This window comes from Ralstonia flaminis (assembly GCF_958415495.1).
Lineage (GTDB): Bacteria > Pseudomonadota > Gammaproteobacteria > Burkholderiales > Burkholderiaceae > Ralstonia > Ralstonia flaminis.
On sequence record NZ_CATZLL010000015.1, the window covers coordinates 35,941 to 54,070 of the forward strand.

16 protein-coding genes and 1 tRNA gene are annotated in these 18,130 nt (G+C 65.4%); 3 read left to right on the forward strand and 14 right to left on the reverse strand.

Features of this window, described 5'->3' with window-relative positions:
* Positions 1-28 precede the first annotated feature (28 nt).
* The 14 genes from R2N11_RS20620 to def all read right to left on the reverse strand — a co-directional run bounded on the left by R2N11_RS20620 (position 29) and on the right by def (position 14,812).
* Entirely contained in the window at positions 29-871 is an 843-nt protein-coding gene (locus R2N11_RS20620; RefSeq protein WP_199032855.1) for a beta-keto acid cleavage family enzyme, read from the reverse strand.
* Positions 868-2,223, reverse strand: a complete 1,356-nt coding sequence (locus tag R2N11_RS20625; protein WP_199032856.1) for an aspartate aminotransferase family protein — start codon at positions 2,221-2,223, stop codon at positions 868-870. The genes R2N11_RS20620 and R2N11_RS20625 overlap by 4 nt, the downstream gene beginning before the upstream one ends.
* A 16-nt stretch (positions 2,224-2,239) precedes the next feature.
* Positions 2,240-3,160, reverse strand: a complete 921-nt coding sequence (locus R2N11_RS20630; protein WP_316682218.1) for a MurR/RpiR family transcriptional regulator — start codon at positions 3,158-3,160, stop codon at positions 2,240-2,242.
* 182 nt (positions 3,161-3,342) lie between these two features.
* Positions 3,343-3,648: a hypothetical protein gene (locus R2N11_RS20635; RefSeq protein ID WP_039597220.1), complete on the reverse strand. Its 306-nt coding sequence runs from the start codon at positions 3,646-3,648 to the stop codon at positions 3,343-3,345.
* 286 nt (positions 3,649-3,934) lie between these two features.
* Positions 3,935-4,010 (reverse strand) — tRNA-Phe (locus R2N11_RS20640).
* 71 nt (positions 4,011-4,081) lie between these two features.
* Positions 4,082-4,795 carry a response regulator gene (locus tag R2N11_RS20645; RefSeq protein ID WP_199032859.1) on the reverse strand — a complete coding sequence of 238 codons (714 nt, stop codon included), beginning with the start codon at positions 4,793-4,795 and terminating at the stop codon, positions 4,082-4,084.
* 36 nt (positions 4,796-4,831) lie between these two features.
* The gene (locus tag R2N11_RS20650; RefSeq protein ID WP_316682219.1) at positions 4,832-7,279 is read right to left on the reverse strand and encodes an ATP-binding protein; all 2,448 of its coding nucleotides are present in this window, start codon (positions 7,277-7,279) and stop codon (positions 4,832-4,834) included.
* The gene (locus R2N11_RS20655) at positions 7,276-8,046 is read right to left on the reverse strand and encodes a DUF4390 domain-containing protein (protein WP_199033044.1); all 771 of its coding nucleotides are present in this window, start codon (positions 8,044-8,046) and stop codon (positions 7,276-7,278) included. Before R2N11_RS20655 ends, R2N11_RS20650 begins: the two co-directional genes overlap by 4 nt.
* A gap of 13 nt (positions 8,047-8,059) precedes the next feature.
* Complete coding sequence (gene rsmB / locus R2N11_RS20660; RefSeq protein ID WP_316682220.1) at positions 8,060-9,391, reverse strand: 16S rRNA (cytosine(967)-C(5))-methyltransferase RsmB; 1,332 nt, start codon at positions 9,389-9,391, stop codon at positions 8,060-8,062.
* A gap of 115 nt (positions 9,392-9,506) precedes the next feature.
* Complete coding sequence (htpX, locus tag R2N11_RS20665; protein ID WP_199033045.1) at positions 9,507-10,367, reverse strand: zinc metalloprotease HtpX; 861 nt, start codon at positions 10,365-10,367, stop codon at positions 9,507-9,509.
* A gap of 120 nt (positions 10,368-10,487) precedes the next feature.
* Positions 10,488-11,153 carry a LysE family translocator gene (locus R2N11_RS20670; protein WP_199033046.1) on the reverse strand — a complete coding sequence of 222 codons (666 nt, stop codon included), beginning with the start codon at positions 11,151-11,153 and terminating at the stop codon, positions 10,488-10,490.
* Between the two features lie 50 nt (positions 11,154-11,203).
* The gene (gene fmt, locus R2N11_RS20675) at positions 11,204-12,199 is read right to left on the reverse strand and encodes a methionyl-tRNA formyltransferase (RefSeq protein ID WP_316682221.1); all 996 of its coding nucleotides are present in this window, start codon (positions 12,197-12,199) and stop codon (positions 11,204-11,206) included.
* Between the two features lie 62 nt (positions 12,200-12,261).
* Entirely contained in the window at positions 12,262-14,286 is a 2,025-nt protein-coding gene (locus R2N11_RS20680; RefSeq protein ID WP_316682222.1) for a glycosyltransferase family 39 protein, read from the reverse strand.
* 10 nt (positions 14,287-14,296) lie between these two features.
* A complete protein-coding gene (def, locus tag R2N11_RS20685; RefSeq protein ID WP_199032882.1) occupies positions 14,297-14,812 on the reverse strand; it encodes a peptide deformylase in 516 nt (171 codons plus the stop codon).
* 262 nt (positions 14,813-15,074) lie between these two features.
* On the opposite strand from def, the gene R2N11_RS20690 reads away from it, so the two are divergent.
* From R2N11_RS20690 to R2N11_RS20700, 3 genes are read left to right on the forward strand one after another with little or no spacing between them, the layout of a single operon-like run.
* Positions 15,075-16,259 carry a LysM peptidoglycan-binding domain-containing protein gene (locus tag R2N11_RS20690; RefSeq protein ID WP_316682287.1) on the forward strand — a complete coding sequence of 395 codons (1,185 nt, stop codon included), beginning with the start codon at positions 15,075-15,077 and terminating at the stop codon, positions 16,257-16,259.
* 22 nt (positions 16,260-16,281) lie between these two features.
* Positions 16,282-17,490 (forward strand): DNA-processing protein DprA, encoded by a 1,209-nt coding sequence (dprA, locus tag R2N11_RS20695; RefSeq protein WP_316682223.1) that lies wholly within the window; start codon positions 16,282-16,284, stop codon positions 17,488-17,490.
* A gap of 50 nt (positions 17,491-17,540) precedes the next feature.
* Entirely contained in the window at positions 17,541-17,930 is a 390-nt protein-coding gene (locus R2N11_RS20700) for a thioredoxin family protein (protein WP_316682224.1), read from the forward strand.
* Positions 17,931-18,130 lie beyond the last annotated feature (200 nt).

Sequence of the window (18,130 nt, forward strand, 5' to 3'; positions counted from 1 at the left end):
GTTTCGTGGTGATGAATGCGGAATAGACCTAGCGGCCGAACCAGGCGCGCAGCTCCGCAGCACTGGCCAGCGGGCGATGCAGTGCGTCGAGGTGGCCTCGCAGGTTGGTGATGAGTGCCGCGTTGTCGGGCGCGGTGCTGCCGTCGGGCAGCATCATGTTGTTCTCGAAGCCCAGGCGGGCATGGCCACCGAGCAGTGCTGCGGTGAGCGCGCAGTCGGCTTCACGCGGGCCGAATGCACACATCGCCCACGGCACGTTGGCCGTGACCTCGCCAGCGTCCGACCAGGCCCGCAGGAAGGGCAGCAGATCCGACGGATCCGAGCGCTGCCCAGCCGAGTAGCGGCCGAGCACGAACAGCACCCAGTGCGGTGTCTCGGGTAAAACACCGCGCGCACGCAGGTCGCGGTAGCGCATCACGTCGTCGGCGGAATACAGGATGTACTGGATGGCTGTGCGCGCCGCGGCAAGCTCGCCAAAGAAGCGCGCGGCTTCTGCTTCGTGCGCCGCATCCGGGACCAGTTCGCGCAGCGCGGCGGAGATCGCCTCCGGCTGCAGCGCGCGTACCGATGCCATCTGTTGTTCCGGCGTGTAGATGCCGACCGCCTCCGTCGTGATCTGGAGGACCAGCGCATCCCCCACCGCCTGCTGCACGGCGGCGATGGCCGGGCGGTAATGGTCGGGCTCCAGGCTGTGCGTACCATCGGGGCGGCGCACATGCAGATGCAGCATGGCGGCGCCGGCCTCGACACACTGGCGTGCGCAGGCGGCCAGTTCGTCGGGTGTGATCGGCAGCGCGGGGTGATCGACGTGCGTCTTGCGCGCACCATTGGGTGCAACGGCGATGGCGATGGGCTGGCTCGCTTGGCTCACCACACGGCCTCCGGTGCGTTGGCGGTGGCGGCGTCAACGGCATCGCCCAGGCGTTCGACGATGGCGTCGATGTCCTGCGCGGTGGCGATGAACGGCGGCGCGAGCAGGATGTGGTCGCCGCGCTGGCCGTCGATCGTGCCGCCCATCGGATAGACCATCAGGCCGCGTTGCATGGCTTCGGCCTTCACGCGTGCGTGCGTCTTGTGCGCGGGCGGCAGCGGTGCCTTGGTGGCCCGGTCGGCAACCAGCTCCACGCCAACGAACAGCCCGCGGCCACGCACATCGCCCACGTGTGCATGGTCGGCAAAGCGCGCGCGCAGCGCGGTGCGCAATTGCTCGCCGCGCGCCTGCACGTTGGCGAGCAGGTTTTCTTCGGCAATCACCTTCTGCACTTCCAGTGCGGCCGCACATGCCGTGGCGTGGCCGATGTAGGTGTGACCGTGCTGGAAGAATCCGCTGCCACGGGTGATGGCGTCATAGATGCGGCGGCTCACCAGCGTCGCGCCGATCGGCTGATACCCGCCGCCCAGGCCCTTGGCAATGGCAACCATGTCGGGCACCACACCGTCTTCCTCGTAGGCAAAGAGATAGCCCGTGCGGCCCATGCCGGACATGACCTCGTCGAGCAGCAACAGCACGCCGTGACGGTCACACACCGCGCGGATGCGACGGAAATAGTCGGCCACCGGTGGCACCGCGCCGGCCGTGGCACCGACCACCGTCTCGGCGACAAACGCGGCGACGTTTTCAGCGCCCAGCTCGACGATCTTCGCGTCCAGTTCATCGGCCAGGCGCTGCACGTATTGCGCGTCGGTCTCACCGCCGAGGCGCTCGCGGTAGGCGAAGCATGGCGATACGTGATGCGCGGGCACCAGCAGCGGCAGGAAGGGCTCCCGACGCCATGCGTTGCCGCCGATCGCCAGCGCACCGAGCGTGTTGCCGTGATAGCTCTGACGCCGCGCGATGAAGTACTGGCGCTGCGGTTGGCCGATCTCGACAAAGTACTGGCGCGCCAGCTTGAGCGCCGCCTCGATGGCTTCGGAGCCACCGGAAACGAAATACACGTGGTCCAGATCGCCTGGCGCTGCTGCGGTCAGGCGCGCAGCCAACGCCTCCGCCACATCTGTCGTGAAGAACGACGTATGCGCATAGGCCAGCGCCCGCACTTGCTTGCAGATGGCCTCAACCACACGCGGATGCCCGTGGCCGAGGCACGAGACGGCCGCGCCGCCGCAAGCATCCAGGTAGCGCTTGCCGTTGGAGTCGATGAGGGTCATGCCTTCGCCGCCGACGGCGGTGGGCAGTGTTTTGCGCGGGTCGCGGTGGAAGACGGAAGTGGTGGACGGTGTCATGGTCGGTCGGGGCGAGTCAGCGTGGAGTGGGGGCCACGGGTGCGGGATGCGCGACGGCCGCTTCACTGCGGCGAGCGCTGCGCACGTAGGCTTGTTGCTGTTTGAGTTGGGCGTCGCTGTCGGCCAGGTGTGCGAGTGCGGTCGGGCCGGCGTGGCGGAACCACGTCATCAGCAGCGCATCGAGCAGCGCCAGCGGCGCGGCCAGCGAATGGAAGAACGACGGAATCGCCACCGGCGCGACCAACTGCTGCCACGCAAGCTCGGCGCCGGGCGCGATCGCGCTGTCGGTCACATAGATGAGGCGCGCGCCGCGCGCATGCGCGTACTGCATCGCCTCGATCACCTCGCGCGTGTACGGGTCGAACGTCACCGCGATGACGACATCGCCTTCGCTGCAGAAACGCAGCGGATCGGCCAGGGTATTGCCGGCGCCGCTGCACAGCGTGACCTTATCGTCGAACAGCTGCGCGGCGTAGCCGAACGCGTGCGTGAGCGCGAGGCAACTGCGCGCGCCGAGCAGGTAGACGCGGCGAGCCGAACACAAGGCGCCGGCGGCGGTTTCCAGCGCGTCCAGGTTGGCTGGCGAGAACGCCGATTGCACGTGTGCACTGATGGCGGTGCCGATGCGTTCGGCATCCGATGCCCCTGCCGCATCGGTACCCTGCAGCGCGCTGGCCCGGCCGGCAAAACCGTCTGCCTGCTGGCGCAGGTGGTTTACGCAGATGTCACGCAGCGCGGCAAAGTCTTCAAAGCCCAGCGCCCGTGCGAGGCGGGAGAACGTGGCGGGTGGCAGATCGCAGCGCCGCGCCAGATCGCGCATGGAAAGCAGGGCGATGTCGCGCTGGTGGGTCTCCAGCAGCATGGCGGCACGCTGCAACTGTGGTGACAGATCTGCTGCGCGTTCGCGCAACGTCTGCATGAGGCCATCGAAGGTCATCGGCATCACGATATTGATTCAACTGTTTCGTAAACTACAGAATTGAAACAAATGGGTCAATATCGGGATCACCCCCGGGGTGGTCCAGAAAGCAAAGCGGCCACACCTAAAAAGGTGCGGCCGTGGCGGGCAAACAAAAACGGAGGCCGAAGCCTCCGTTCAGAATGTGATGAATGTGATGCTCAGGTTGCCGGGGCGTCGAGCTGTTCCATGCGGAACTGGAAGAACCCGGCAGCGATGAGGCCCAGCAGGCTCACTGCCATGAACGAGCACGCCAGGGTCATCACGGCGACCAGCGGGGTCACGCCATTCAGGATCGGCGTATGCATCAGGGCCGACAGATTGCCGCCAACCCACATGGTCGCGATCAGCGCCATCAGGCAAGTTAGCGCTGCGGCATTGCGCAACCACGTCAACCGCGTCTTGCGGCTGATGCCGTCGAAAGCGTGGAAATGGAAGTGGTGGTGACCGGTGCCAACGAGTGCCATGGAGAATCTCCTTGTGCCTGCCGTTTGATAGCGTTGAGTCACTATACCGAGACCTGCGACAGTTTGGCGCAGTTTGCGGCGTTAGGTATACCCTAAGCTGCGGCGCGTCAAGAGATTCTGGAACAATTTTTGTGTCTGCGACGTTCCGTCACAGATCTGCGGCTGGCGCGGTGTTCCGGCAACTGGAGGGTCTTAGGAAGACTCGCCCGGAAATAAAAAAAGACCTCGTTGAGAGGTCTTTTTTGTTGCTCCGCAGAATCGATGCAACTTGCGGAGCGAAGAATTTTGGTGGCCTGGGGCGGAATCGAACCACCGACACGCGGATTTTCAATCCGCTGCTCTACCAACTGAGCTACCGGGCCAGAACAGAAAGGCGAGTATGGCAGGGTTTGCCCCCTGTCGTCAAGCCCTGTTGAAAAAGAAAGCGATCGAATCAGGTGGTCGGCTCGCCCTTGTTGCGTGAGAGCTCGACGCCCAATTGCTTGAGCTTGCGGTACAGGTGCGTGCGCTCCAGGCCAGTTTTCTCGGCCACGCGGGTCATGCTGCCGCCTTCGCGCTGCAGGTGGTATTCAAAGTAGGCGCGCTCGAACAGGTCGCGTGCTTCGCGCAGCGGCATGTCAAAGGAGAACTGCATGCCGCCGCCCTCGGCTGCGCGCACCGGTGCGCCGTTGACGTCGGCGCGGTCGATCGTGGCTGGTGCACCCGCAATTGCGGCATTCGGTGCGGCGCCAGTCACGCCCGCAGTCGGCGCTGCCAACGGGGAAGCCGCGCGCGGTTTCTCCTTGCTGCGCGACAGGCCCTGCTCCACTGCGGTCAGCAGCTTCTGTAGCGCGATGGGCTTCTCAAGGAAATTCAGCGCGCCGATCTTGGTCGCTTCCACCGCAGTGTCGATGGTTGCGTGGCCCGACATCATGATGACGGGCATGGTCAGCAGGCCCTGCGATGCCCACTCTTTGAGCAGCGTGACGCCGTCGGTATCTGGCATCCAGATATCGAGCAGGACGAGATCGGGCGTTGCATTTGCGCGGTGCTCGCGCGCGCGCTGCGCGTTCTCGGCGACTTCGACAACGTGCCCTTCGTCTCCGAGGATTTCGGAGAGCAACTCCCGTATACCCATTTCGTCGTCGACAACGAGGATGGTGGCCATGCTTTTCCTCTATGTGCGGCGGGATTGCCGTCCGCGTCAGGCAAGTTTTACGAACAGTATGGAAACCTGGGCGCCGACGGTGTCGGTGCCCGATTGACCCGATTGGCGGTTGCGCAATTCGATGCGCGCCCCGTGCTCGTCCATGATCTTCTTCACCATGGCCAAGCCCAATCCTGTGCCCTTGGATTTGGTCGTGACGTACGGCTCGAAGGCGCGGCTGAGGATGCGGGATGAGAACCCACTGCCGTTGTCCGCGATCGCAAGCCGCACGGCTTGCCGCCGCGCGCCCGAGGCGTCGTCGTATTCTACCGTGTCAGTTTGCAACATGACATGTGCGGCAGGTCTTCCGGCGCTTTCGTTCTCGGCCACCGCGTCCTGCGCGTTCTGCAGCAGGTTGTGGATGACCTGACGCAACTGCGTTGGGTCGCCCTTGATCAACGGCAATCCCTCGCCCAACTTGACCTCGATGACCGGGTGATCGTGCTGGCTTGGGTGATCGATGCCGTACAGGTGCAGCACTTCGGAGGCAAGCCCGTTGAGGTCCAGATCCTGCAGCACGGCTGGCGGTGTGCGCGCGTAGTCGCGGAAGTCGTCCACCATACGCTTCATCGCCGCGACCTGGTTGACGATGGTGGTGGCGCCACGGCGCAGCACTTCGGCATCGGCGTCGGTGAGCTTGGGCGAGAGCTTCATCTCCAGGCGCTCGGCCGAGAGCTGGATGGGCGTGAGCGGGTTCTTGATCTCGTGCGCGAGACGGCGCGCGACTTCACCCCATGCGACCGAACGCTGCGCCGAGATCACGTCGGAGATGTCATCGAACACCACCACGTAACCGCGCTCCGTGCCGTGCGCACCCACCGATGGCCCCGGCAGCCGCGTGCCGCGTACCAGCAGCGTGAGCGGCTCGTCTTCATCTTCAAGCGGAATCTCCACCTGCTTTTGCCAGTGCGCTGCAGCGCCGCCGGCTGCGGTACTCGCGTCTTGCTCTGCGAAAGCCTGCTCGACAACCTGATCAAAGGCTGACAGCGGCACGATGCTGGCCAGCCCCTGCCCGACCCACGCGCCGAATGGCTGCTTGAAGATGCGCTCGGCACCCGGGTTGGCGGTCAGCAAAACAAAGCGATGGTCGAACACGAAGACGCCCGCGGTCAGGTTGGTCAGCACGCTCTCAAGATAGGCTTTCGATTGCTCGAGTGCTGCGCGATTCTGCTCCACAGCGCGGCGCGCGTCGGCAAGTTGGCGCGTCATCTGGTTGAACTGCTGCGTCAGCACGCCGAGCTCGTCGCGCGTATGCAGCTCGCGCTTGGGTGAGAGATCGCCTTCGGCGACCTCACGTGTGCCTTGCAGCAGCATTAGCAGTGGTCGTGCCAGCTGCGCGCCCAGCAGCAGTGCCAGCATCACTGCAATGAACACGGCGAGGAACAGCGTCAGCGTGAGCGTGCCGATATACATCTTGCGCAGGCCGGTGCGGCCGAGCGCTTTCTCCTGATATTCCTGGTAGGCGCGCTGCACGGCATCGGCGTTGCGGGCGAGCGCTTGCGGCACCGGCTGCACGAGTTGCAGGAAGCGCTCTTCGCGGCCGGTTTCGCCGATCAGGCCAAAGCCGCGCGAAGTGCCGCTGTTGCCGTCTTCGGCTCGGCGGTCGGCCAGCAGACCCGTGCCGGCCCATTTGCGCGCCGGCGAGCTTGACCCGAGCGGGGATTCTTCGCGCGAGGCCGTGCCCAGGGCTACCACGACGCGCAATTGGTAGAGATCGTTGTGACGGTTGTTGCTGCGTGTGGAGGGCGTGGGGCCGGTATCGCCATCAGAGTCGCTGCCACCCTCAAGGCTGGCATAGCCGCCTGGCGCGCGCGCCTGTTCCAGGATCGCCTGGTCCGGCAGGCTCGGTACGAGCGTGTCGTAGGTGCTCGATGCGGTGGCGACCACGCGGCCGCTGGCGGTGAAGATGGTCGCCTCCTGCACGCCAAACTGTTCGCGCAGGCGGTTGAGCGTGATAGCGGTGGCCGAGGCCGAACCGTCGCCCACCTGCTCGGCAATCAGTCGCCCCTTGTTCTGCAGGTCGGCCAGCGCGCTGTCCATGGTCGTGCGACCGAGGTTCAGCCCCGCCTCCAGCGCCGATTCGACCTTCACGTCGAACCACGACTCGATACTGCGCGAGACGAACTGCAGCGATACCAGGTAGATCAGCACGCCCGGCAGCACGCCCACCACGCCGAAGAACACGGCCAGCTTGGTCATCAGCCGCGTACCGAACTTGCCGCGCCGTGCGCGCAGCGCCAGCGCCAGCATCAGCCCGCCGATGATCACCACCAGCAGCACGCCGATGACGAGGTTGACCTTGTAGAGCAGCGTGAAGTACCGGTCGAAGAATTCGGTGTTGGCCGAGGCGGCGGCCAGCAGCCCCACCAGCACAATCGCCAGAAAGACGATCGTGCCCGCCACCACCTGATATAGGAGTCGCTTGTAGCTGCGATCGAAGATCATTTGGCGGGCGCCAGCAGCGAACCTGCGTTGCCGGGGCCGGCGCTCATGCCCCAGCCAGGATTGGGTGACAGGCCGGGCACAGGTGTTGACGACGTGGGTGCGCTGGCAGCAGGTGCAGAGACTGGCGGCACAGGCTGCGGCGCCGGCGGGGGCGATGCAGGTTCGTTCGGCACCAGGAAGTTGAACTGCTTCCATTCGGAAGCGAGGTTCCAGTCGCGCGTGTTGACGGCGTTGATCTGGAATGGCTTGGGCAATTGCGTCACGTCCAGGCGCATGCGTACCTGGGCCTGCACGGTCTCACCAGTCTTGACGGCGCCGCGTTCGAACACACGCCAGCCGCGCACGTGCTGCATGAAGTCGACCGCGTCTTTCAGGCGAGAGAATGGCACTTGCAGGCCGCCAGTCGATACACGGTACTGGCGCGTCAGCGGGTGATACGACAGGCGTACCACGCGCGTGGCACTGACAGCGTGGTCGTCGAACCAGTACCAACGCGGGCGGATCAGCTCGAACTCGACGAGGAAATACAGCGCGATGCCCTTGTTGACCGCGTCTTCGAGGTTGCTGGGTAGATCAAAGTCGAAATCGGCGGTGAGGTTCCAGCCACCATCGGAATATTCCAGCTGGGCGCGGTTGACTTCGATGGTTTGTGCGGACGGCGCTGTCGGCCACAGCAGGCACAGCATGCCCAATACGACAAGCCGGTGCAGCATCTGCCGGAATCGGGCGGGCAGCAACTGGAGCGATGGGCGGAGGAAGACAGTCACAACGGTCGTCGCATCAGGGCCGTTTCTGGAACACCGCGTAAAAGAAGCCGTCGTGGTCGAGCGGCAGTGGCGAGACACCCGAGATGAAACCGCCGGTTTGCGCCGTGTCTGGCGCGACGGGCAGCAACTGGCCGGGCGCGTGCAATCGTATCGCATCTTCGAGATGGCTTTCAAACCATCGGGCCTGCGTTTCGCCCTCCGTCGGGAAAATCGAACACGTGACATAAACCAGCTTGCCACCGGGCGCGAGGCATGCCCACAGGGCGTGCACGATGTCGCGCTGCAGGGTGGCTAGTGCCTTGAGATCGGCCGGCCGGCGCAGCCAGCGGATGTCCGGATGGCGGCGCACGATGCCGGCGGCCGAGCACGGAACGTCGGCGAGGATGCGGTCGAACGGGCGGCCGTCCCACCAGGTGCCGGGCTGGGCGGCATCGCCCACGCAAACGGTAGCGGTCTGGGATAGGCGCGCAAGATTCTCGTTGATGCGCACGGCGCGTGTGGCATCGGATTCGAGTGCCACCACGTCCAGGTTGTCGGCCAGTTCCAGCAGATGGCCGGTCTTGCCGCCGGGCGCGGCGCATGCGTCCAGCACGCGCTGGCCCGGTGCCACGTCGAGCAGTACTGCAGCCAGTTGCGCGCCGGCGTCCTGCACCGAGACGTCGCCTTCTGTAAAGCCGGGAAGCTCGTTCACCGGGGCGGCGCGCGCCAGGCGCACGGCCTGCTCGCCGATGCGCTCGGCATCGATGCCCGCTTCTTCCAGCTGGGCGAGGTAGGCGTCGAGTGCAATGCGGCGTGGGTTCACGCGCAGCACCATCGGCGGGCGACGGTTGCCGGCAGCGAGGATGCCCTGCCATGTATCGGGATAGGCGCTGCGCACGGCGTCGATCCACCATTGCGGGTAGTTTGTGGCGGCCACCGGGTCGGCCTGCATCGCCGCGACGAGTTCACCTTGTTCGCGCAGGAAGCGCCGCAGCACGCCGTTGATCATGCCCTTGCCATGCGCGAGCTTCGGGTCGGCTGAGGCGGCGCGCACCGTCTGATCGACTACGGTGAAAGGGGCATACGGTGGCGGATCATCCAGCAACTGGGCGAGTGCCACGCGCAGCAGATTGGCGGCGCCTTCGGCCGGTGGGCGCGGGATCAACGTGCGGATCAGCCAGTCGGTACTGCCGAGCCAGCGCGTGGCGCGGTAGGCAAGATCCTGTACGGCACCACGCACCGGCGCCGGCTGGCCCTGGCAAGCCGCGTCGATGGCCTGCGGCAGCGCCGTGCCCTGCCGCAGCTTGCCCATCGCAACGGCGGCAAGTGACAAGGCGTGGGCGAGAGAGTCGGGCGGCAGACGCATCGGAGCAGCGGAAATCAGGCGGGTCGGGATGGGGCGATACAAATGCAACGAGCCCGCGATGGGCGGGCTCGTGCGGAGAGCAGAAGTATAAAGGAAGCGCTCGGTTGCTCTGCCTTTAGCTCGGATACTGCCCTGTCTGCGCCATCTGCATCAGACGTGCGATGCGCTCTTCCGTGGCCGGGTGCGTGCTGAACAGGTTGGCCAGGCCGCCGCCGTGCAGCGGGTTCATGATCATCATCTGCGCAGTGGCCGGGTGGGCCTCGGCAGCGGCAAACGGAATGCCGGCGGCGTACCGGTGGATCTTGTCCAGCGCCGACGCCAATGCCTGCGGGTCGCCGCTGATCTGCGCGCCGCCGCGGTCGGCTTCGAATTCACGCGCGCGGGAAATCGCCATCTGGATCATCGCCGCTGCCAGCGGGGCAAGGATCGCCACGGCAATCCCGGCGATCGGGTTGGCCGGACGGCCCTCGCTGTCGCGCCCGCCGAAGAACACCGCAAAGTTGGCCAGCGCCGAGATCGCACCGGCCATGGTGGCCGAGATGGTGGAGATCAGGATGTCGCGGTGCTGCACGTGTGCCAGCTCGTGCGCCATCACGCCGCGCAGTTCGCGCTCGGAGAGGATGTTGAGAATGCCGGTGGTGGCGGCCACCGCTGCGTGCTCGGGGTTACGGCCGGTGGCGAACGCGTTGGGCTGGGCTTCGTCGATCAGGTAGACGCGCGGCATCGGCAGGCCGGCGCGGCCCGCCAGCTCCTGCACCATGCGATAGAACTGCGGCGCGCTGGTCTCGTTGACTTCCTGCGCGTTGTACATGCGCAGGACCATCTTGTCGGAGAACCAGTACGAGAAGAAATTCATGCCCAGCGCAAACAGCAGCGCCAGCATCATCCCGCTGCGTCCGCCGATCATGCCGCCGATGACGATGAACAGCGCGGTGATCGCTGCCATCAGCATGAAGGTCTTGATCCAGTTGAACATGGGGGCGTGGCTCCTGTGGGTCTTGGGTTTTATGAGACTCTTAGATCGCGATAATCGCTGAAAATTCAAGGGTTTGTGCGATGTTTGCGCGATACTTTGCCGCAGATGATGCTTGCGTCGTCAACGAGTGGTGAACGCCAGCCGCGCACCCAGCCCGATGAACGCCGTACCCACCACGCGATCGAGCCAACGCTTGATGCCGGGCTTGCCTGCCACGCTGCGCGTGACGCTGGCGGCCACCCACGCGACCATGCTGTTCCATACCGTCGACATGGCGATGAACACCACACCCAGCGCCAGGAACGCTGCCGCCTTGTGGCTGGCATGCGGATCGACGAACTGCGGGAAGAACGACAGGAAGAACAGCACCACCTTTGGATTCAGCACGTTGGTGAGAAAGCCCTGCATGAACAGCGCCTTGAGTGGGCGTGGGCGCTTGGCAGCGGCGGCCTGCTCGGCAGTTTCGGCCTTGGCGGGGGTGTCGTCGCGCTCGGGCGGTGCCAGCAGCATGCGGCCACCCAGGTAGATCAGGTAGGCCGCCCCCACCACCTTGATCACCGTGAAGGCCACGGTAGACGCCGCCAGCAGCGCCGTCAAACCGAAGGCCACTGCCAGCACGTGCACGCAGCATCCGGCCGACACCCCCAGCGCCGACATCAGCCCCGCCACACGCCCCTGCGACACGCTGCGCCCGACGATGTAGGCCGTGTCCGGCCCCGGCGTCACATTCAGCAGGAACACCGCCAGCATGAAGAGCGGCAGGTTGATGATGCCCAGCGTGGTCATGACGATGTCCTTTCTACGTTCTCTATATAGATTGGGATGATTGTGGCGGTTCAGGCGCGCGAGGCGAAGCGCTGTCCCGGCTGGATCGCCAGGCCCTGCAGGAATTCGCGAGCGGGCAGGCGCTTGCCGCCCGGCTTCTGCAACTGTGTCACGCGCAGCGCGCCGGCGCCACAGGCAATCGTCACGCCATCGGCGTTGGCGGCGAGCACCGTGCCGGGCTCGGCATCGGCCGGCCTGTCGGCCAGCGCTTCGGCCTGCCAGAATTTGATTGTTACGCCATCGAGTGTGGCCGATGCGCCCGGAAACGGATTGAACGCATGTACCTGGCGCAACAGTGCGGCAGACTGGCGCGACCAATCGAGCGCGGCTTCGTCCTTGGCGATCTTCTCGGCGTAGGTCACGCCCTCTGCAGGTTGCGGCGTGGCAGGCAGCTTGCGGCCGTCTTGCGCCAGCCTGGTCAGTGCCTCCACCACCATGCGCCCGCCAAGTGCGGCCAGCGTATCGTGCAGCGTGCCCGTCGTGTCCGCCAGGCCGATGGGTACGCGTTCCATGCTGATCATGTCGCCGGTGTCGAGGCCCGCATCCATCTGCATGAGCGTGATGCCCGATTCCGCATCGCCGGCTTCGATAGCGCGGTGGATGGGCGCCGCACCCCGCCAGCGCGGTAGCAGCGAGGCGTGGATGTTGATGCAGCCAAAGCGCGGCAGGTCGAGTACTTCCTGCGGCAGGATCAGGCCGTAAGCGGCCACCACCATCACGTCGGGGCGCTGCGCGGCCAGTGCGTCGATGGCGTCGGCGGCTTCCTGCGGATACTTGCCCGTGCGGCGCAGCGACGGCGGCTGCAGGATCGGCCCGAACCCTTGCCCGAGATGCGACAAGGCGTATTGCTTGACGGGACTCGCTTGCAATTGCATGCCGCGCCCGGCCGGGCGATCCGGCTGGCTCAATACGGCAACGATGGGGAAGCCGGCCTGGTGGATCGCCGCCAGGGCGATCTGCGCAAATTCAGGCGTGCCGGCAAACGCTACGCGAAGGGAGGGCGTCATGGGGCGAGAGGGGAAAAACGCGCTACACGGCAGCGTAGCGCATTGAGCTTAGCGGCTGCCGCCTAACGGTGGCCGCGATAGGGTGTGTCGGTCAGCGGGACGATGGGCTCGGGCGAGGGCAGCGTCTCGGATACGCCATTGCTGCGGCGTTGGAAAAGCGAGAAGGTTTCGTTGGTGTCGCCGGGGCGGCCGCCGCGCCACACCATTTCCCAGCTGTCGCCCTGTGGACGGCGTCGACTGTGCTCCGGTCTTTTTTCGAGCACCAGCATCAGGTCGCAGGTGCGTGCGGTCGGGTTCGGGCGGTGATCATCGCCGGCACCACTGTGGCCTAGCAACCACTTGACCGGGCGCACGCCGGTTTCGTAGTGCATCAATGCGCGTTCGCTCTCGCCCATGCCGCGCGTAGCCACGCAGATCTGCGCGGATTCCAGCATCGGCTTGATCGCCTGGAACAAGGGGCGGTAGCTGCGGGCATCGTCCACCCAGGGCATCAGCAGTGTGCCGAGCAGGCCCCACACCATGCCAAGACCTGCGGCCCACGCCACCACGCCCGAACGCGCCGGACGCAGCCACACACAGATCGCCCACAGCGCCGTGATGCTTGCTGCCGCCAGCACCGCAATCGGATGCAGCAGCATGTCGTACGGCAGCGGTAACACCCGGCCCAGCGCCTTGGCCAGCCAGCCTGGCAGCGACTGCCCGCCATTGGTCACGAGCGTGGCCCACACGGCCCAGACCACGAGCCCAAGCATGCCGAACAGCGTGACCGATACCACCCAGGCACGCGCACGCCATGCGGGCGGAATCAGCAGCAGCATCGGCGCACCCAATAGAACCAGCGCCGGTTGCAGCGGCATCAGATACACATCGCGCAGCACCGCCGAGCGCAGCACCACGGCAATCGTCACGAGCACGAACAGCGCCACAACCAGGTGCCCCTGGTATGGCAACAGCCAAGCTGCCCGCGCACCTCGTCCGCGCTGGCGCACCAGTTTGTAGAGCGAGATCCCCAGCACCGCCAGCGCCGGCCACACCGCTGGCGTGCCAGTCAGCAGGATCGAGCGGATGGTGGTAACGAGCGATCCCTTCTCACCGCCCAGGTGCGAAAACCCGAAGAAGCGGCCAAGGTTGTTGACCCAGAACCATTCGATGAACAGGTCCGGTGATTCATGCCAGAAGATGGCCGGCCAGATCATCAGCCAAGGCAGCGCCGCCAGCAGCGATAACGCGTAGAAGCGCCATGCCTGACGATTGCGGAAGTCCGGCAGCAGCGCCATTGCGGCCAACAGTGTCAGCGCGAACAGCCCCGGCACAAGCACGCCCTTGCCAAGGAATGCCACGCCGATACCCGTGCCGAACCACAGGGCCGGACGCAGTACGTCGACGCCGTGTACGCCGCCCGCCTCGCTCGCCTTCACATAGCGCACCAAGCCATACAGTGCGACGGCGGTGCCGGCCAGTTGCGGCACGTCGGCAATGAATTTGTGGACATGCTCGGCCAGCCCGACACAGCCGGCGAACAGCAACAGTGCGCCCAGTGCGTAGTCGCGCAACGCCGCGCCACCGGCATCCAGCCCAGCGATTCGGCGTTCTGCCAGTGTCTGGCCGGGGCGCCCACGTGCCAGTTGCGCCCCAACGCGCATGCGCCAGTCACGTGCCTCGCCGCGCAGCAGGCGTGCGGTGCGCCAGACCGCTAGGCAGGTCAGCGCCATCCAGAACAGCGCGGCCAAACGTACCGCTTCGTGGGGCGGCAGATCCGGCACGGCCAGCACAGCCAGTGCGCCAGTCCAGTACATCAGCGGCGGCTTCTCGACGAAGGGCTCGAAGGCGACATTGGGGATGACCCAATCGCCGCGTTCAATGATGTTGAGCACCACACCGAACGAGTACGGTTCGTCGGCTTTCCACGGCGCGCGCCAGAACGTGCCCGCCACAAAGTACGCGCACACCATCAGCACGACGACCACGCGCCAGTGCCGCACCAACAGGGCCGTGAAACTGCGGGCGCGCCTGTCCGGGCCTGTGTCGGCGGGTGCGGTCGACATCAGCGGGAGGGGGTGGGCGCGCGCGTCGGCGTCAGGTGGCATGAACGCGGGATCAGCGCTGGTGCTCCAGATCGCGCTGATGCTTCTTGAGCTTCGATCGAATGCGCGTTTGCTTGAGCGGGGAGAGGTATTCGACAAACACCTTGCCCATCAGGTGATCCATTTCGTGCTGGATGCACACGGCCAGCAGGCCATCGGCCTCCAGTTCGAACGTTTCGCCCTTCTCGTTCAGTGCACGCACGCGCACGCGGCCCGGGCGCTCAACCTTGTCGTAGATCTCGGGCACGGACAGGCAGCCCTCGTCCCAGACCTTGCGTTCATCGCTGGCCCAGACGATCTCGGGATTGATGAACACGCGCAATTCATCGCGCGTCTCCGACACGTCAATGGTGATCACGCGCTCGTGCACGTCGACCTGCGTGGCGGCTAAGCCCACGCCCGGCGCCTCGTACATGGTCTCGGCCATGTCGGTGACCAGTTTGCGGATGCGATCGTCGACTTCGGCGACCGGTTTGGCGACTTTGTGCAGCCGCGGATCAGGGTATTGCAGGATATTCAGTAGGGCCATGATGCTTGGCAACAACGGTTGCGGAAGGCCACGCTAACGAGGGGTTGCCTTCAATTGCGATCGCTTGGAATGTCATGCAGAATCGGGGGCGCTATCCGCCACATGGCTTAGGAAAAAGCCTGACGAATGCTCGATGCCATACCCCTCTAGCTGCGACGCACGAAGCGCGCAGCGGCGACGGTCAGGCGTCGCGCAGGCACTGACCAAGCACGCGGACCACTCGCCGATTCTTCATAGAATAATGCGCCATCGTAACACACCGATGCTCTCCAAGTCCGCCACGCAATCCCCCACGAAAGCGCGCCAGTCTTACGTTTGCGCCTTGTCTGCGGTTGCCGCGGCAACGCTGTTTTGCGTAGGTGCCGCACATGCTGCCGAGCGCACTGTCTCTCCGGCGCAACAAGCGCAGGCCACTGTGGCCGCGCAAGCCGGTATCCCTGAATCCGAACTCGCCGCCAACGCGCCTTCGCAATACACGGTGCGCAGTGGCGATACGCTGTGGGCGATCTCCGGTAAGTATCTCAAGCGGCCGTATCGCTGGCCGGAACTGTGGGGCATGAACCGCGAGCAGATCCGCAACCCGCATCTGATCTATCCGGGCCAGGTGCTCTATCTGCATCACGCCAACGGCCGCGCCTGGTTGTCGAGCTCGCCGGCCTCGGCGGACGGCAGCACGGTGCGCCTGTCGCCGCATGCCCGCGTGTCGGGCCAGGACGGCGACGCCATCTCCAGCATTCCCGCCTCGGTCATCGAGCCGTTCCTGACGCAGCCGATCGTGGTGGATGAAGAGACGCTGGCGACGCCGGCGCGCATCTTTGAGCTGCCGGAAGGTCGTGTCTATCTGGGCAAGGGCGAGAGCGCCTATGCTCGCGGCCTGCCCGATGGCGCAGCCGGTCAGGCTGGCACCGAGTGGCAAGCTTATCGTCCGGTCAAGCCGCTCAAGGACCCGGTCACCGGCAACGTGCTCGGCTATGAGGCCGACTTCCTGGGTACGCTGCGCGTGGTGCGCGCGGCCACCGGTCCGCAGGCCGTGACCAAGATGGAAGCGCTGACGTCCAAGGAAGAAATGGATGTCGGCACGCAACTGATGCCACTGCCGCCGCGCGTGCCGATGCGCTATGTACCGCATGCGCCGGAAGGCAATGTGCATGGCGTGGTTGCCAAGGTGACGGGCGGTGTGCGCTTTGGCGGTTCGGATCAGGTGGTGGTGCTGAACATCGGCAGCCAGCAGGGGTTAGAGCCCGGCCACGTGCTGGCACTGTCGCGTGCCGGCAAGGTCGTCAAGGATCGGACTGCCGGCGGTGAAGCCGTGCAACTGCCGGAAGAGCGTTACGGCTTGGTCTTCGTGTTCCGTGTGTTCCCGCACGTGGCCTACGCGCTGGTGACTGACTCGTCGAACACCGTGGAGGTGGGCGATGCTGTCGATAATCCGATGATGCAACCTTGATCACGCTGACCGCAGTCCTGATTTGACCGATGCCTCAGAGGTCGCGGCGAGTGCCGCGACCGACTCCATTGATTCCCTCTCCTGCACACGCGATTCCGTAGAGCTGGCCGCGTGGTTGCGTCTGACAGAAACCCCCGGTGTTGGCCCCGTTGCCGCACGTCAGTTGCTGGCGGCATTCGGTTTGCCGCAGGATATCTTCGCCCAACCGTATTCCGCGCTCGCCAGGGTGTTGCCCGAGCGGCAGGCACGCGCGCTACTTGCTGCGCCGGGCGAGGCGCTGGCTGCGCTTGTCGAGCGTACCGTCACGTGGGCAAACGAGCCCGGCAACGCCGTCTTTACGCTGGCCGATCGTGGCTATCCTCCCCGCCTGCTGGAACTGACGGATCCGCCGACCGTGCTGTACGCCAAGGGCGATGTGTCGCTGCTGCGTGCGGCGGCGGTGGGCGTGGTGGGCGCGCGCAGCGCCACGGCGGCTGGCATCGACAATGCGCGGGCGTTTGCGCAGGCGCTGTCTGCGGCGAGCGTGACGGTCGTTTCTGGTCTGGCGCTGGGCATTGATGCGGCGGCGCATGAGGGCGCGTTGAGCGGGCCCGGTAGCACCATCGCCGTGGTGGGTACGGGGCTCGATATTGTTTACCCGGCGCGCAACCGAGCACTGGCGCACCGCATTGCCGAGGCGGGGATCATCATCTCCGAATACCCGCTGGGGATGGGCGCGCGTGCTGAAAATTTCCCGCGCCGCAACCGCCTGATCGCCGGTCTCGCGCGCGGGCTGCTGGTGGTCGAGGCGGCAGCGCAGTCCGGCTCGCTCATCACCGCGAGGCTGGCCGCCGAGCAGGGACGCGATGTGTTTGCCATCCCGGGCTCGATCCACTCGCCGCTGGCCAAGGGCTGCCATCTGCTGATCAAGCAGGGTGCCAAGCTGGTGGAAACCGCCGCCGACATCCTCGATGAACTGGGCTGGGGGCAGGCCGCTGCGCCAGTCAAGCGCGCCTCACGCGCTGCGCCGGCCAAAGGTGCCGCCGTTGCGCAAGCACCCGCCGCGCGCCTTGCGCCAAGTGCAGCTGAAACCACGTTGCTCGATGCGCTCGGTTTTGATCCCGTCGATCTGGATACCTTGTGCGAGCGCACCGGCCAGGCCGCGGCTGCATTGTCTGCGCAGCTTCTGGCGCTGGAACTGGACGGCCGCGTGGAGCGCCAGCCCGGTGGGCGCTTCCTGCGGCTTCCTTGAAAGCGTGCCTACAATAGTCGCGACCTATTCGCCGCACACAGCCGCTGTTTATGCCAATGCTCTCGCCTGACACTGACGCCACTACGCTGCATACGCGCATGCGGACAGGGCAGTTGCTGGTCGCGTGCCTGTGCGCCGAGTGGTGTGGCACCTGCCGCAGCTATCGCACGACATTCACCGAGCTGGCGGTGCGGCATCCGGAATGCTGCTTCGTCTGGGTGGACGTGGAAGACCATGCCGACGCCTTGGGCGATTTCGACGTCGAAAACTTCCCCACCCTGCTGATTCAACGCATGGATGAAACCGGCGATGTGTTGTTTTTCGGCCCCGTCTTGCCCCATGCCGGCGTGGTGGAAGGCATGCTTTCGCGTGATTTGCGCGCCGCACCAGCCGTGACGGCGGCACCCGACTTGCGTGGCTGGTTGCTGCAATTGGCTTGATTGTGCGCCTTGACAATGCAAGGCGAAGTCTGCGTCACTCTATTGCACCTGAAAAGGAACCGCGCTTATGATTGGCGGCCAAATTTGGGGCAGACTGCCTGAATGTGCGCTTTGATAGGCGCCGGCAGCACTTGAAGTCGGCACGCGTTGCCATAAGACTCTACAAAACCCACGCGAACGGCCGCTAATAGAAAGCGACC